We start from the raw sequence: 15,229 nt of genomic DNA, 5'->3' as shown, positions 1-15,229 counted from the left end.
AAGGCTGCAGGCCGGGAGGGCCTGCTACAAATATATCAAATCATAGATGAAATACAAGTATCACACCGAGCCGCCGGCAGAGCGACGCCACGCCCGCACCTGCCGCCACGACACCTTCGAGCCGTACTGCGCCACCGAGTGCCGGAACAGGAACGTCGCGAACTGCAGCACGAGGAACGCCACGACGAAGAGCTCCACGATGCAGACCACGGACTCGAGCGGGGACAGGGTCCCGACGGCGTTCCGGAGCATCGCGGTGACGGGTGTGAACGTCGGGAAGTACGTGAAGACCGCGGTGATCGGCGAGTGCGGGTTGGTGAGCACGAAGAACGCGGCGTAGAGCGGGATCAGCACGGAGAACAGCGCCACGGACTGCAGGGCGCTGGCGTCCTTGATCGTCGGGACGGCGGCCCCGACGGTGACGAACAGCGACGATGCCAGGAGCACACCGCCCACGAGCAGGAGCGCACCGACCACCATCCGCCACGGGTCGACCGGGATCGGACCGACCGAGCGGGAGAGCAGCGGCAGGACGAGACCGACCGTGCCGAGCGCGGGGATCATGAAGACCGCGGACTGCACGAGCCCGACGAGCAGCATCGCGATGACCTTGCCTCGGACGAGCACGGTGGCGTCGAGCGTCGTCAGGATCATCTCGGAGATGCGGTTCTCCTTCTCCTCGACCACCACCGTCACCATGCGTGCGGCAAGCAGCAGGACAAGCCCGAAGAACGCCGCGGCGAACAGCAGCGGCGGGATGATCGACGCCCACCCGGACGCCGTCTTGCCGCCGGAGTACGCGGTGATGGTGGTGTCCGGGGTGACCTGCAGCAGCTTCACGGCCTGCGGATCGCCGACCTTGGCGGCCACGCTCGCCTCGAGGACCTTCGTCGCGAGGTTGCCGTACTTGGCGTTCGCGAACAGGCCGTCGTCCTTCGCGGCGACCTCGATGGACTGCGAGGACGGCGACTCCGGGTAGTCCACGAACGCGTCGAGTTCACCCGCCCGGACCTTCGCGATCGCGGCCGTGGCGTCCTCGACCGGTGTCCCACCCCACCGTGCGGCGACGCGGGGCGAGACGAGACCCGAGTGGTCGACGTACTCGAACGGCACCTTCGCCGCGCTCGAGCTCGTGGTGACGGAGTCCGCACCGGCGGCGTTCCCGACCCCGACGAGCACCCCCACGACGACGATGAGCAGTGGCAGGGCGAGGGTCCCGATCCAGAACGAGGGCTTCTTGATCGCCCGGACGAACTCGAACCGGACCACCGTCCCCAGCCGGCCCGAGCCAGCGCGCCGTCCCGAACCACCCCGACGACCGCGGCTCATCGGGACACCTCGGTCTCGGACGGCGCGGTCGCGTCCGCCGACGTCGCGGAACCGGACGGGAGGCCCGACCCGGCCCCGTCGTTGACGCTCGCGTCCCCGGGATGGCGAGTCGCGCCTCCCGGCTGTTCGTCGTCACCGCGTGCCGGCGGCGAGCCGCCTGGCGGACGCGCGCCCTCTGCCCGCAGCGCGTCGACCTCGGCGTCGTGGCCGTACACCTGCACGAAGATCTCGTCGAGGGGGATCCGCCGCATCTCGAAGCCGGTGACGCCGACGCCTGCGGCCACCAGGCTGGCGAGGATGTCCGCGCCGTCGGTCGGTGCCGTCGGCACGAGGTCGGCGACACGGCCCTCCTGCCGGGTGATCGTGTAGAGCGGGCTCGGCGGGACCTCACCGCTGCAGTGCACCCGTGCGACGGCACCGCCGAAGGCGTCCTGCACCTCGGGGATGGTTCCGTAGGCGGCGGCGTTGCCGTCCTTGAGGAGGAGGATCCGGTCGCAGAGCCGCTCGACCTCGTCCATGTGGTGCGTGACGAGCACCACCGTCGCGCCGTCGGCCTTGCGCTCGTCGACGAGGTCGAGGAGCAGCCGCCGGTTGACCGGGTCGAGGCCCTTCGTCGGCTCGTCGAGGATCATCAGACGCGGTCGGTCCATGATCGTGATGCCGAGCTGTACCTTCTGCTGCTGTCCGCCGGAGAGCTTGTCGACGCGGAGCCGGCCCTTGTCCGCGAGCCCGACCCGCTCGAGGTACGCCTGCGACCACGTGACGGCGTGCCGCGAGGACATGCCCTTGAGCCGCGCGAAGTACGCCATGACGTCGAGCACGGTCTCCTTGCGGTAGAGCCCGCGCTCCTCGGGCAGGTAGCCGATGCCACCACCGGCGCTCGCCCGGTAGCGCTCGCCGTCGATCGTCAGCGTGCCGGACGTCGGCTCGGTGATGCCGAGCAGCGCGCGGATCGTCGTCGTCTTGCCGGAGCCGTTGCTGCCGAGGAGCCCGAAGGTCTCGCCCGCGGCGACGTCGAAGGACAGATGGTCGACGACGTCACGGTCGCCGAAGCGCATCACGAAGTCGCGCACGGCGATGACGGCTCCGGACACGGGGGCTCCTTTCGGGAGACGGTGGGGGCCGATCCTACCGACAGCACCCGACATCGCAGTGACATCACATGCACAAGAACAATATTTCACTCAGGGATCATGGGTGCATGAACTCATACCTCCGCGGTGCGCTGCTCGTCGGCCTCGGGATCGCGATCATCACCCCTGCCGTCGCGTTCGCCGCGTCGCAGCCGTCCGTCCCGACCTCGCATTCCGACTCGACCAGTGGTTCGACCAGGAGCGTCTCGACGAGCGAGACACGGCCGGAGGCGGGCGAGTCGATCACGGCGCGACTCGACAGCGTCGACCAGACTGCGATGACCGCCACGATCTCGGGCACGGCCACGTTCACCGGGCCCGGCGCATGGGCGATCATCAACGACACACAGATCGTCGATGTGAGCGGGTCGGGATCGTGGACTGCGACGACCCCGGCACTCCGACCCGGTATGAACACCATCTCCGTCGAGCTGTACAACAACGACCAGTTCAACCTCGTCGAACTCGCCACCGCCCCGACCTTGACCGCGACGGTCGGAACCGGATCAGGCTTCACCGCGTACGGCGTCCGCGCGGCCGACGGATCGGTCCGCGTCCACGGGAGTGCGCCGCAGGGGGCCACGGTGCACGTCAGCCGCGCCCTGCAGTTCACCGAGTACGGCACCAGCCAGGTCCGCCCGGACGGTACATGGGAACTGGGCATCGCAGCCGGAGCCCTCGGGACCGATTCCCTCCGCGTCGATCTCGGACGAACGGAGTTCGACGTCCGCGGTGTCCCGCTCTCGCAGATCACCTCTGAGGAGCCACCGAACGACCCTGCGCTGTCCGGCACCGTGTCCTTCTCCGCGGACGTCACGGAGAACGCCGTCGTGAGCGGGACGGGAGTCACCGGGTCCACCATCGATCTGCTCGTGGGGGACGCCGTGATCGCCGGTCCTCTCGTCGTCCGCGACGGGGCATGGCGGACCGAGATCACGGCCATCGGCGCTGGCGCCCACACGATCACGATCCGGCAGACGGCACCCGACGGCACGGTGCAGAGCACGACCACCGTCGCCGACTACGGGCCGGCGGTGGCGATCATCCCGCCCGCCCCGTGATGCGGGCCGGGACTTCGCGGCATCGCACTCGGCAGCATCGCAAGTCGGTATCCAATACTTCAGAGATCAGCGCGATCTTGCTGCAGACAAAGGAACCATCATGAACACCCCCCTCAAGCTCACCGTCATCGCAGGTCTCGCATTCGGCCTCGTCGCCGTGCCTGCCGCCGGCGCGTTCGCCGCCACCCCGAACACCGCGTCGCAGTCCACCGACGTCCGTTCCGCACGTCAGAACGCCGTTGCCTCGAACGTCGCACAGGCCAGCGCTCTCGACCCGAGCAAGGCCCCGACCGTCGCCCTCATCGAGTCCTGGCCGCTCCGTGGGGAAGCGTCCTTCAGCCTCTCCGGTCAGCGCGTCAGCGGGGCCGAGTTCGTCGTCGAGGTGAACGGCCGAACGCAGCGCATCCAGTCCAACACCGGCGGCTCCTTCGTGTTCATCAAGAACTTCAAGCAAGGCCAGAACACCGTCACGGTCACGCAGCAGCTCGATGGCGTGTCGACCATCGCCGGCACCACGACGTACGACTCGGCCTTCAACGGCTCCGAGTACACCGACCTGACCAACCCGGCCATCGGCGTCGACCCCTCGCGGCCGATCGACCCCGGCTTCACCGCCGGGCCGATCCTCGCCGACGGGTTCGACAAGACCAAGGCGCCGTCCGTCTCGCTCATCGAACGGCAGGGTCTCACCGGCGCGTCCATCCTCGTCAATGGCCAGGACGTCAAGGGCACCTGGTTCGTCGTGACCGCCAACGGCACCACCTCGAAGATCCCCGTCAGCAACGGCATGAACTTCCAGTTCCTCCGAGGCTTGAAGTTCGGCGACAACGTCGTGACGGTGACGCAGGAGAGCAACGGCGTCCAGTCCCCTGCCGGGACGCTCACCATCCGCGTCGGCTGAGTCCAGCCAGGCGGAGGGAGAACCTGTCCGCGATCACGACACCCCCGGAGAGCACCACCCCGGGGGCGTCGTGGTGTCTGGCGACCCGACGGGCGCGCCGGCCGACCCAGTACTCAGGGCTCAGGGCTGCCTGGACTCTCCGACGATCGCCATGCCCGCGCCCCGGAGACGACGACGCTCCTGCGCGATGAACGCCATGAGCCGGTCGTTCGTCCCCGAGACGTGCGCCGCGAGGAGCTCGGCCGCGCGGTCGGCGTCCCGCGCCACGACGGCGTCGAGGATCGCGGAGTGCTCCTGCCACGCGGCGTCCCTGGCCTCGGCGGTGCGGACCTCGAGCCACCGACTCCGTTCCAACCGGGTGAGCGCGTCCGCGACGGTCTCGGTGAGGAACCGGTTGCCGCCGAGCGCCGCCATGTCGAGGTGGAACGTGCTCCCCATCCGGAGACCGGACTCCTGGTCGGGGGTCGGGCGCAGCTCGTCGAGATGCGCCCGGACCGCATCGAGCTCAGCGGCCGGAGCCCGGGAGACGGCGAGCCGTGCAGCAGCGGGCTCGAGGACCACGCGGAGTTCGGCGAGCGCGGCGATCTCGCCGAGGTCGATCGGCGTGACGGTCCAGGAGCGTCCCTGGTGGAGGATGAGCCCCTCGCGTTCGAGCCGCGACAGCGCTGCGCGGACGGGGGTCCTCGAAGCGTGGAACCGGGCCTCGAGGCCGCGCTCGGAGATCCGCTCCCCCGGTGCGAGCTCGAGCGTCAGGATCGCCGCACGCAGGTTGTCGTAGAGCTGCACGGTCTGCGACACGGGTGCGGCGTCGGTCGGTGCGGTCACGGTCGATCAGCGTAGCCGAGCGACCCGCGAGATGGTATACCGTTTTGGTATACCAATCACGTGCCCCGCGCGCGCGCCAGCGTGACCCCCGAGGAACCGGCGTGACCCACCGAGGCGTGACCCACCGAGGCGTGACCCACCCAGGAAGGCGACCCGTGACGTCGACCGCAGCCGCGCCTCCAGACCGTGTCTCGAGCGCTCGCGCGTGGGCGATGCTCGCCCTCGGGGTGGCGGCGCAGGCCGCCGGGACCCTCGTCGTGTCCGCACCCGCCTTCCTGATCCCGCTCCTCCGCTCCGAGGGCGTGCCGCTGGCGACCGCGGGGCTGCTCGCCGGCGCACCGACGTTCGGCATGGTGCTGACGCTCATCGCCTGGGGCGCGATCACCGACCGGATCGGGGAGCGGATCGTGATCGCCGGGGGCCTGGTGCTCACCGCCCTCGCCACCCTGGCCGCGTTCGCGAGCGCCGGGGACCCGGTGCTGCTCGGCCTGTCGTTCCTGCTCGCGGGGATGACGAGTGCCTCGACGAACGCGGCATCCGGCAGGGTCGTCGTCGGCTGGTTCCCGAAGCACCGCCGGGGGCTCGCGATGGGCATCCGGCAGATGTCGCAGCCGCTCGGGGTGTCCATCGCCGCGCTGACGGTGCCGACCATCGCCGAGGCGCACGGCATCCGCGCCGCCCTCGTGCTGCCGATCGCACTCACCGTCGTCCTCGCGGTGCTCTGCGCGATCGGCATCGCGAACCCGCCGAGACCGACGCGACCGACCGGCGACGCGGCGACCAGTCCGTACCGGTCGTCGTCGTTCCTCTGGCGCATCCACGCGGTGTCGATCCTGCTCGTGGTGCCGCAGTTCACACTCTCGACGTACGGACTCGTCTGGCTGACCGGCGACCTCGGGTGGTCGGCGCTCGGTGCGGGGGTCCTCGTCGGGGCGTCGCAGTTCGTCGGGGCACTCGGACGGATCGGCGTCGGAGTGTGGAGTGACCGGGCCGGGTCCCGTGTCGGGCCGCTCCGCTGGGTCGCCGTGTCCGCCGCCGTCGTGATGGGGTTGCTCGCCCTGGTCGACGCCACCCATCTCGCCGCTGCCGCCGTGTTCCTCGTCATCGCGACGACCGTCACCGTGGCGGACAACGGCCTGGCCTACACGAGCGTCGCCGAGGCCGCCGGGCCGTTCTGGTCCGGTCGGGCACTCGGGGCCCAGAACACCGGGCAGTTCATCGCGGCGAGCGCCGTCGGCCCGGGGGTCGGAGCCCTCGTCGGTGTGCTCGGGTTCGCCGGGAGCTTCCTCGTGGTCGCCGCGCTGCCGCTGCTCGCGTTGCCGATCGTGCCACCGACGGACGAAGAGTCTCGTTAGGCTTGGGAGCACCCCGGCAGGGGCCCACTCGTCGCGGAGCACATGGCCCGCGGCGCACTCGATCAAGGACGACCGACGCCCATGGCACTGACCTCTCCCGCACGTGCAGACCTCCACTCGACGGCCCCTGGATCGGCGTCACGGCTCGCCCCGCGGGCCTGGTTGCACACCGATGCTCCGTCGCTCTCACTGAACGGGGAGTGGCGGTTCCGCTGGTCCCCGGTGGCCGACGCCCCGGACGACATGGACGCTCCCGACGCGGACGCCGACGGCGAGGACTGGGGCACGCTCCCCGTCCCCGCGCACTGGGTCCTGCACGGTCACGGGTCGCCGATCTACACGAACGTGCAGTTCCCGTTCCCGATCGACGCGCCGCACCCGCCGGACGAGAACCCGACGGGCGACTACCGCCGGACCTTCGAGCTGCCGTCGGGGTTCGACGCCGCGGCATCGGGTGCCGGGCGTGTGCTCCTGCGGTTCGACGGGGTCGAGTCGCACTTCCGGGTGTGGGTGAACGGCGCGCTCGTCGGCTGGTCGACGGGGTCGCGGCTCGCCACGGAGTTCGACGTGACGTCGCTCCTCCGGCCCGGGTCGAACGACATCGCGGTCCGCGTGCACCAGTGGTCGGCGGCGAGCTACATCGAGGACCAGGACCAGTGGTGGCTGCCCGGCATCTTCCGCGACGTCACGCTCCTCGCCCGGCCCGAGGCGCCGGTCGAGGACGTGTTCGTGCGCGCGTCCTGGGCGCCCGTGCTCGGGTCCGCGGCCGACGCGGGGACCGCTGCGTCCGGACGTCCGTCGACCGGGAGCGGTGTGATCACCGCCGCCGTCGAGGGTGTCTTCCCGATCCGCTTCCAGGTGCCGGCGCTCGGGGTCGACGTCACGTGGGCGTCGGCGGATGAGGTCGAGCCGATCGAGGTCGAGGCGGTCGAGGCCTGGACCGCCGAGCAGCCGCGGCTGTACGACGCGACGGTCGCGTCCGGCGCGTCGGCAGCGTCGGCAGCGTCGGGTGCGACGGTCGCGTCCGGTGCGTCGGCAGCGTCGGTCGCGTCCGGTGCGTCGGGCGCGTCCGGTGCGTCGGCCGGGAGGCCCGGGGGCGCGTCCGCCCCGTCCGGTCCCGTCGGCGAGACGGTCGCGCTCCGCATCGGGTTCCGCACCGTCGAGATCCGTGGGGACCGGTTCCTCGTCAACGGCGAGCGCGTCGTGTTCCACGGGGTGAACCGCCACGAGACGCACCCCGTCCGCGGCCGGGTCTTCGACGAGGCGCACGCGCGGGCCGACATGGCGCTCATGAAGCGGCACAACGTCAACGCCATCCGGACGTCGCACTACCCGCCGCACCCCCGGGTCCTCGACCTGGCGGACGAGCTCGGCTTCTGGGTGATCCTGGAGTGCGACCTCGAGACGCACGGGTTCGACGCGGTCGACTGGATCGGGAACCCGTCGGACGATCCCGCGTGGGAGGACGCCTACCTCGACCGGATCGCCCGCACCGTCGAGCGCGACAAGAACCACGCCTCGATCGTCATGTGGTCGCTCGGCAACGAGTCGCACACCGGCCGGAACCTCGCCGCGATGAGCCAGTGGGTGCACCGTCGGGACCCCGAGCGCCCGGTGCACTACGAGGGCGACTACACGGGCGAGTACACCGACGTCTACTCGCGGATGTACCCGTCGCTCCAGGAGACCGAGTCGATCGGGGGCGGACCGCTCACGCCGCTGCTCGCCTGCGGGCCGGCCGAGTCCGCCCGGCAGCGCTCGAAGCCGTTCATCCACTGCGAGTACGTGCACGCGATGGGGAACGGACCCGGCCAGATCAAGGAGTACGAGGACCTCGTCGACCGGTACCCGCGACTGCACGGCGGCTTCGTGTGGGAGTGGCGCGACCACGGGCTCCTCACCCACACCGAGGACGGCACCCCCTTCTACGGCTACGGCGGCGACTTCGACGAGGTCGTGCACGACGGCAACTTCGTGATGGACGGGCTCGTGCTGCCCGACGACACCCCGACCCCCGGACTCCTGGAGTTCGCGGCCGTCGTGGCACCGATCCGGATCGGCGTGACCGCGGTCGTCGCCGGCGGGACGATCCTCGTCGAGAACCGCTTCCACTCCGCGTCGACCTCGGGCCTGCGGTTCTGCTGGTCGCTCGCCCGGGACGGCATCGAGGTGGCTTCCGGACGGCTCTCCCCCGGGATCGTCCCCGCGCACGGATCGGCCACCGTGCCGGTCCCGGACGAGGTCGTCGCGCTCACGGCCGACGGCGGACCTGAGGGCGAGGTGTTCCTCACCGTGACGGCCGAGCTCGCCGGACCGACGGCGTGGGCGGACACCGGGCACGTGGTCGCACGGCGGCAGGTGGCGGTGTCGGCGGTCCTGCCGGACGCGCCCCGTGCCTCCAGGCCGTCCTCCGGTGGGTCCCTGTGGGACGGCGACGCACTCGGCGTCGCGACGTTCACCGAACTCGGGTCGCTCGCCTCGTGGAACGGACTGCCCGTCGACGGGCCGCGGCTCGAGCTCTGGCGTGCACCGACCGACAACGACCGCGGCGCGTCGCAGGGCTCCTACGAACTCGCCGACCCGGTGCTGACCGGCGGTCTCGGGGTGCCGGCTCCGTCGTCGGCGGAGCGCTGGGAGGCAGCGGGACTCGACCGGCTCTCGCACCGCGTGGTGTCCGTGTCACGGACGGACGACGGACTCGTGCAGCGCGTCCGGGTCAGCGCCGCGAACAGCGGGTCCGGGGTCGACGTCGTGCACCGGTGGACGCTGACCGACCGGGGGCTCCTCCTCCGGACCGAGGCGACACCCTACGGGGTGCCGGACCAGACCTGGCCGAGGATCGACGACCGCGACCGCTCGTGGCCGCCGATGCAGGTGCGGAACTGGACGTGGCCGAGGATCGGGGTGCGGATCGACCTGCCGGGATCGCTCGACGCCGAGACGGTGACGTGGTTCGGGACAGGGCCCGCGGAGTCGTACGTGGACTCCGCCGACGCGGCCCGGGTCGACCGGTTCTCCGCGACCGTCGACGAGTTGAGCGTGCCGTACTCGAAGCCGCAGGAGACCGGGCATCGTCCGTCGCTCCGGACGCTGTCGGTCGGACCCCTGACGGTGACGACAGTGCCCACGACCGCACCGGGTACCGAGTCCGGACATCGTGTCGGGTTCACGCTCTCGCGGTGGACGGCGCAGGAGATCACGCGGGCGGCGCACCCGCACGAGCTCCCGCCGTCGGACCAGCTGCACCTGTACCTGGACGACGCGCAGCACGGGCTCGGCTCGCGGGCGTGCGGGCTCGACGTGCTGCCGGAGCACCAGCTCTGGCCGTCGGGGCGGTCGTGGGAGGTGCTGCTCGGCTAGTCCGGCTACTCGGCCTCGATGGCGGCGATCGCGGTGCGGTCGGCGTCGTCGAGGAAGGCGCTGAGCCGTTCGACCTCGGGCTCCTCGCCGATCGCGCCGGCGGCCCGGCGGAGGGCGTAGAGCGCACGGAGCACCCCGCGGTTCGGCTCGTGCGACCACGGGACCGGGCCCTGGCCACGCCAGCCGCCCTTGCGGAGCGCATCGAGTCCGCGGTGGTAGCCGACCCGGGCGTAGGCGTAGGACTCGAGGGTCGCGCCGCGGGCCCAGGCCTCGTCCGCGAGCAGGGCCCAGGCGATGCTCGACGACGGGTTCGCGGTGACGACGTCGACGAGAGGTGTCCCGCCGTCGATCGCATCGGTGACGGCGGGTTCGGCGGGGAGTCGGGTCTCGGGGACGCCGAGGAGGTTGTCGGTCATGCGGACCAGCCTCCCACGGGCTGGGCGCGACGGCCTCGCCCTGCGTCGGGGTCGTCCTCCTCGGAGGCCGCGGCTCGGTCCGGGTCGCTGCCTCTTGCGCTCCGGAGACGGGACCGCGTACGGTCGGAGCGAACCCATTCGGAAGGACGGGCCGTTGATACTCTCCGTCGGAACTGCGCACCTGGACACGATCGTGTCTGCGCAGACGCTGCCCACGCACTGACGCCCGCCGCGTCGCTCGCCTCACCGAGCGCCCGGGTCGTCGTGCACCCAGCACCGACACCGCTGCGCTGCTGCACCGCCGCGCGGCACAGGGAGCACCATGCCCGCAAGCACCCCGTCCGTCGTCCTCACCGACTGCTCGTTCGCCTGGCCCGACGGCTCGACCGTCCTCGACCACGTCTCCGCGGCGTTCGGTCGCGGCCGCACCGGGCTCGTCGGCGCGAACGGCGCCGGCAAGTCCACCCTCGTCCGACTCGTCACCGGCGAGCTGACACCGACCGGCGGCAGGGTCGTGACGTCCGGCGACGTCGACGTCCTGCCGCAGCGCCTCGACACTGGCCCCGACGACACCGTCGCCGACCTGCTCGGGATCCGCACGACACTCGAGGCGCTCCGCGCGGTCCTCGGCGGCGACGTCGATCCGGGGCACTTCGACCGCATCGGCGACGACTGGGACGTCGAGTCGCGCGCCGAGGCCGCGATCGACGCACTCGGACTCGGGCTCGGCCCGGACGGCCTGGACCGTCGGGTCGGCACCCTCTCCGGTGGCGAGGCGGTCCTCGTGGCCGTCGCCGGGATCCGCCTCCGGGGACGGCCGATCGCACTCCTCGACGAGCCGACGAACAACCTGGATCGCCGCGCCCGCGCAGCACTCCTCGACATGGTGGACTCCTGGCGGGGGACGCTGCTCCTCGTCAGCCACGACCGGGAGCTGCTCGAGCACGTCGACGAGACCGTCGAGCTGCGGGACGGCTCCCTGACGGTGTTCGGCGGGACGTTCGCCGCGTTCGAGGAACGGCTCGCCGTCGAACAGGCCGCCGCGGAGCGCGACGTCCGTGCGGCCGAGCACACCGTGCGCGTCGAGCGGCGCCAGCGGATCGAGGCCGAGACGAAGATCGCGCGGCGGGCCCGCGCCGGCGCGAAGGCTGCCCTCAGCATGCCGAAGATCCTCGCGAACGAGCAGCGGAAGAAGGCGCAGGAGACCGCCGGTCGCCTCCGCGGGACCCACGCGTCGTCCGAAGCCGATGCCAGGGACGCCGTGACGACGGCCGAGGAACGGCTCCGGACCGACGACCGGATCACCGTCGACCTGCCGGATCCTCGGCTGCCCGCGACCAGGCGGATCGCCACGCTGACGATCGCTGGTCGGACGACCGTCGTGCAGGGACCGGAGCGGATCGCGATCGTCGGGGACAACGGCGTCGGCAAGACCACGCTGCTGGAGCGGCTCGTCGGAACGGACCACGCCCGCGAGCACCCCGGCGCCGAGGCCGTCGCGCACACGACGAGGATCGCGTACCTGGCGCAGCGACGGGACGGCCTCGAGGACGAGCTCAGTGTCCTCGAGAACGTCCGCCGTGCGGCACCGGACGTGCCGCCCGCGCTGCTCCGGAACCGGCTTGCACGGTTCCTCGTCCGGGGTGACGCGGTCGATCGTCCCGCCGTGTCGCTGTCCGGCGGGGAGCGGTTCCGGGTGGCGCTCGCGAGCCTGCTCCTCGCGGACCCGCCGCCGGAGTTGCTGGTGCTCGACGAGCCGACGAACGACCTCGACATCGACAGTGCCGACGAGCTCGTCGATGCGCTCCGTGCCTACCGCGGGGCGCTCGTGGTGGTCAGCCACGACGAGGCGTTCCTCGACCGGCTGGACCTGACCGCGCGGCTGACGCTGGTGCGGTGACGCGCTGCCCGGTGGTCGAAGTCCTGACCGGTTCTGCGCCAGGGAGCGTCACGTGCGCCAGGGAGGCCCTCGGCGCGTTGACGCTCCCTGCGGCAGAATCGGTGGGGCTGCAGGACCGGTGGGGCTGCAGGACCGGTGGGGCTGCAGGACCGGTCGGGGGCGACAGGGCGACGGACGGGAGGGACGGTGTCAGCTGGCACCGTCCCTCCCGTCCGTCAGCCGGTCGGCTCAGGCGCGGTGCGCCGGTCCGTGTCCCGTGTGGTGCGCCGACGCGTCCTCCGCGATCGGGGCCGCGTGCGACCCGTGCGAGGTGTGCTCCGTCGCGTGCGCGGGGGCGTCGACGGCGGTCGGCGCCGCGTGCGACCCGTGGTGCTCGGGCTCGACCCCGTCCCGCGCGGTGCCACGCTCGGTGCCATGCCCGGTGCCGGGCCCGGGCCCGCGCTCGGTTCCGGGGTGCGAGCGCTCGAGCTTCGCGCCCTCCACGTCGACGTCCGGCACGATCCGGTCGAGCCACTTCGGGAACCACCACGCCGACGTGCCGAGCAGGTGCATCGCGGCGGGGATGAGGAGCATCCGCACGACGAACGCGTCCACCATCACGCCGAACGCCAGCCCGAACCCGATCGGCTTGATCGTCGACGAGTCCGAGAAGATGAACCCGGCGAACACCGACATCATGATGATCGCCGCCGCCGTGACCACCGCGCGACCCGCGTGCACACCCCGCTGCACCGCGATCTTCGCCGGTGCCCCGTGTGCGAACGACTCCCGCATGCCCGACACCAGGAACAGCTGGTAGTCCATCGCGAGCCCGAACAGGATCCCGATCTCGATGATCGGCAGGAAGCTCAGGATGGGGCCCGGGTCGTGGGTGCCGAACACGGCGCTCAGCCAGCCGAACTGGTAGATCGCGGTCAACCCGCCGAACGACGCCAGGAGCGACAGGATGAACCCGACGGTGGCGGTGATCGGGACGAGGATCGACCGGAACACGATGATCAGGATGATGAGCGACAGTCCGACGACCACCACGAGGTAGAGCGGCAGGACGTTCGCGAGCTTCTCCGAGACGTCGATGTTCGCACTCGCGTTGCCGGCGACACCGAGCGTCGTCGTGCCGCCGTCGACCTGCACCGAGAGGTCGCGGAGGTCCTTGACGAGGTTCTCCGTCGAGACGCTCGACGGACCGCCCTTCGGGATGACCTGGAAGGCGATCACCGAGTTGTCCGACGAGGCACCGATCGGGGCGACCGCCGAGACGTCGTCCGACTTCGCGATGGCCTTGCCGATCGTCACCTCGGTCGCGGTCACGTCGGCGTCCGAGATCCTCGACGGCAGGGTCGCCACCGCCACCAGCGGGCCGTTCTGACCGGCACCGAACTTGTCCTCGACGGTCTTGAAGGCGTTGTACTGGCTCGATCCGACGGCCTCCGACGACCCGTCCGGGAGGCCGAGGCGCATCTGCATCGCCGGCAGGGCGATCGTGCCGAGCACCGCGATGCCGAGGACGAGCGTCACGATCGCGCGCACCGTGTTCATCGGCGCGTTCGGCACCCGCGTCGCGCCGGTCGTCCCGATGGCGGCGCGCTCCTTCTTGCGGAGGAGCCGCATCCCGAGCAGGGACATGACCGCCGGGGTGAACGTCGTCGCGACGAGGATCGCGACCGCGACCGCGACTGCACCGACCGTGCCCATGAGTCCGAGGAACGGGACGCCGGTGATGTTCAGGGCGAGCAGGGCGACCACGACGGTGGCACCGGCGAAGACGACCGCGTTGCCGGAGGTGCCGTTCGCGAGGCCGATGGACTCGTGCACGCCCATCCCCTGCTTCAGCTGTGCCCGGTGCCGGTTCAGGATGAAGAGCGAGTAGTCGATGCCGACCGCCAGACCGAGCATCACCCCGAGCACTGGTGTCACCGACGTGAACTCGACGAGGCTCGAGAAGGACAGGGCCGCGAGCGACGCGACACCGACCCCGAGGATCGCGCTGACGAGCGGGAGCGCCGCACCGATGATCGTGCCGAGCATGATCACGAGCACGATCGCGGCGATGACGACACCGATGATCTCGCCCGGCCCGAGGACCGAGGGGACGCCCTGGGCGATGTCGTTCGACACCTGGACGTCGACGCCGGCGATGCGTGCGTCGTCGGCCATCGCGCCGATCTTGGTCTTCGACGCCTGCGGCACGTCGTACGTGGACTTCGAGAACTGCACCGTCGCGACCGCGGCGCTGTCGTCCTTCGAGACGAACCGGACGTTCTTCGAGAGGTCGAGGAGGTCCGCGCCCTGCTCGAGCTCGGTCGCCTGCTGCTGCAGCTTCGTCGTGTTGGCGTCGATCGTCGCCTGGCCGGACGTGATCTGCTGCTGCTGCGCGTCGAGCTGCGCCTGGCCGGCGTCGAGTTGCGCCTGCACCGCGGGGAGCTGCCCCGCGGCCTCGGCCTGCGCCTTCTGCGTGTCGAGCTGCTGCTGCGCGGCCTCGAGCTGCTGCTTGCCCGCGTCGAGCTGCGTCTGCGCGTCCGCGATCTGCTGCTTGCCGTCGGCGATCTGGGACCGGCCGTCGGTGATCTTCTGCCGCTGGGCCTCGAGGTCGGATTCGGTCGTGAACGGGTTCACGGTGCTCTTCACCGCGGTGACGTCGTCGATGTCGCCGAGGAAGGACTTGATGTCGGCCTTCTGTGCGTCCGTGAACGCGGAGTCGTCCTTCGTCGCGAACACGATCGTGCCGCTGCCCCCGGAGGCCTTCGGGAACTTGTCCGCCAGCTCGTCCTGGACCTTCGCGGTCGCGGTGCCGGGGATGGTGATGTTCGACGACGTCGTGCCCGCGAAGAGGCTGTACCCGACACCGCCGAGCGCGAGGAGGAGGACCCACGCGACGATGACGTACCAGTGACGCCGTGCGGCGAAGCGTCCGAGGCGATACAGGAGACCGGCCATGTGCGGTGACCC

10 protein-coding genes are annotated in these 15,229 nt (G+C 71.2%); 5 read left to right on the top strand and 5 right to left on the bottom strand.

Going from position 1 to position 15,229, the window contains the following annotated elements:
- Positions 1-60: 60 nt before the first annotated feature.
- Both ASF23_RS14420 and ASF23_RS14415 read right to left on the bottom strand, forming a co-directional pair.
- Entirely contained in the window at positions 61-1,269 is a 1,209-nt protein-coding gene (locus tag ASF23_RS14420; RefSeq protein WP_055955100.1) for an ABC transporter permease, read from the bottom strand.
- Between the two features lie 56 nt (positions 1,270-1,325).
- Positions 1,326-2,423 (bottom strand): ABC transporter ATP-binding protein, encoded by a 1,098-nt coding sequence (locus ASF23_RS14415; RefSeq protein WP_326999002.1) that lies wholly within the window; start codon positions 2,421-2,423, stop codon positions 1,326-1,328.
- A gap of 107 nt (positions 2,424-2,530) precedes the next feature.
- Here ASF23_RS14415 and ASF23_RS14410 point away from each other — a divergent pair, with 107 nt between their 5' ends.
- A complete protein-coding gene (locus ASF23_RS14410) occupies positions 2,531-3,523 on the top strand; it encodes a hypothetical protein (RefSeq protein ID WP_055955096.1) in 993 nt (330 codons plus the stop codon).
- A gap of 100 nt (positions 3,524-3,623) precedes the next feature.
- Positions 3,624-4,424, top strand: coding sequence for a hypothetical protein (locus ASF23_RS14405; protein ID WP_055955092.1), 801 nt, complete (start codon positions 3,624-3,626; stop codon positions 4,422-4,424).
- 120 nt (positions 4,425-4,544) lie between these two features.
- Here ASF23_RS14405 and ASF23_RS14400 read toward each other — a convergent pair whose 3' ends face one another.
- Entirely contained in the window at positions 4,545-5,249 is a 705-nt protein-coding gene (locus ASF23_RS14400; protein WP_055955089.1) for a GntR family transcriptional regulator, read from the bottom strand.
- 212 nt (positions 5,250-5,461) lie between these two features.
- On the opposite strand from ASF23_RS14400, the gene ASF23_RS14395 reads away from it, so the two are divergent.
- The gene (locus ASF23_RS14395) at positions 5,462-6,604 is read left to right on the top strand and encodes an MFS transporter (protein WP_055955087.1); all 1,143 of its coding nucleotides are present in this window, start codon (positions 5,462-5,464) and stop codon (positions 6,602-6,604) included.
- An 81-nt stretch (positions 6,605-6,685) separates the two neighbouring features.
- Positions 6,686-9,964, top strand: coding sequence for a glycoside hydrolase family 2 TIM barrel-domain containing protein (locus tag ASF23_RS14390; RefSeq protein ID WP_055955083.1), 3,279 nt, complete (start codon positions 6,686-6,688; stop codon positions 9,962-9,964).
- A gap of 5 nt (positions 9,965-9,969) precedes the next feature.
- Here the strand turns inward: ASF23_RS14390 and ASF23_RS14385 are convergent, their stop codons facing one another.
- Entirely contained in the window at positions 9,970-10,380 is a 411-nt protein-coding gene (locus ASF23_RS14385) for a DUF3151 domain-containing protein (protein WP_055955080.1), read from the bottom strand.
- Positions 10,381-10,702: 322 nt separating this feature from the next.
- On the opposite strand from ASF23_RS14385, the gene ASF23_RS14380 reads away from it, so the two are divergent.
- Positions 10,703-12,280, top strand: coding sequence for an ABC-F family ATP-binding cassette domain-containing protein (locus ASF23_RS14380; RefSeq protein WP_055955077.1), 1,578 nt, complete (start codon positions 10,703-10,705; stop codon positions 12,278-12,280).
- A 228-nt stretch (positions 12,281-12,508) separates the two neighbouring features.
- Here ASF23_RS14380 and ASF23_RS14375 read toward each other — a convergent pair whose 3' ends face one another.
- Positions 12,509-15,217: an MMPL family transporter gene (locus ASF23_RS14375; RefSeq protein WP_055955074.1), complete on the bottom strand. Its 2,709-nt coding sequence runs from the start codon at positions 15,215-15,217 to the stop codon at positions 12,509-12,511.
- Positions 15,218-15,229: the final 12 nt, after the last annotated feature.

The organism is Curtobacterium sp. Leaf261 (genome assembly GCF_001422205.1).
GTDB lineage: Bacteria > Actinomycetota > Actinomycetes > Actinomycetales > Microbacteriaceae > Curtobacterium.
This window is presented reverse-complemented; position numbering and strand designations above follow the sequence as displayed.

Bases quoted from the DNA above. Each gene is read 5' to 3' on its own strand.
- ASF23_RS14395 (WP_055955087.1), top strand. From the start codon at position 5,462: ATGCTCGCCCTCGGGGTGGCGGCGCAGGCCGCCGGGACCCTCGTCGTG.
- ASF23_RS14410 (WP_055955096.1), top strand. From the start codon at position 2,531: ATGAACTCATACCTCCGCGGTGCGCTGCTCGTCGGCCTCGGGATCGCG.
- ASF23_RS14380 (WP_055955077.1), top strand. From the start codon at position 10,703: ATGCCCGCAAGCACCCCGTCCGTCGTCCTCACCGACTGCTCGTTCGCC.
- ASF23_RS14405 (WP_055955092.1), top strand. From the start codon at position 3,624: ATGAACACCCCCCTCAAGCTCACCGTCATCGCAGGTCTCGCATTCGGC.
- ASF23_RS14385 (WP_055955080.1), bottom strand. From the start codon at position 10,380: ATGACCGACAACCTCCTCGGCGTCCCCGAGACCCGACTCCCCGCCGAA.
- ASF23_RS14390 (WP_055955083.1), top strand. From the start codon at position 6,686: ATGGCACTGACCTCTCCCGCACGTGCAGACCTCCACTCGACGGCCCCT.
- ASF23_RS14375 (WP_055955074.1), bottom strand. From the start codon at position 15,217: ATGGCCGGTCTCCTGTATCGCCTCGGACGCTTCGCCGCACGGCGTCAC.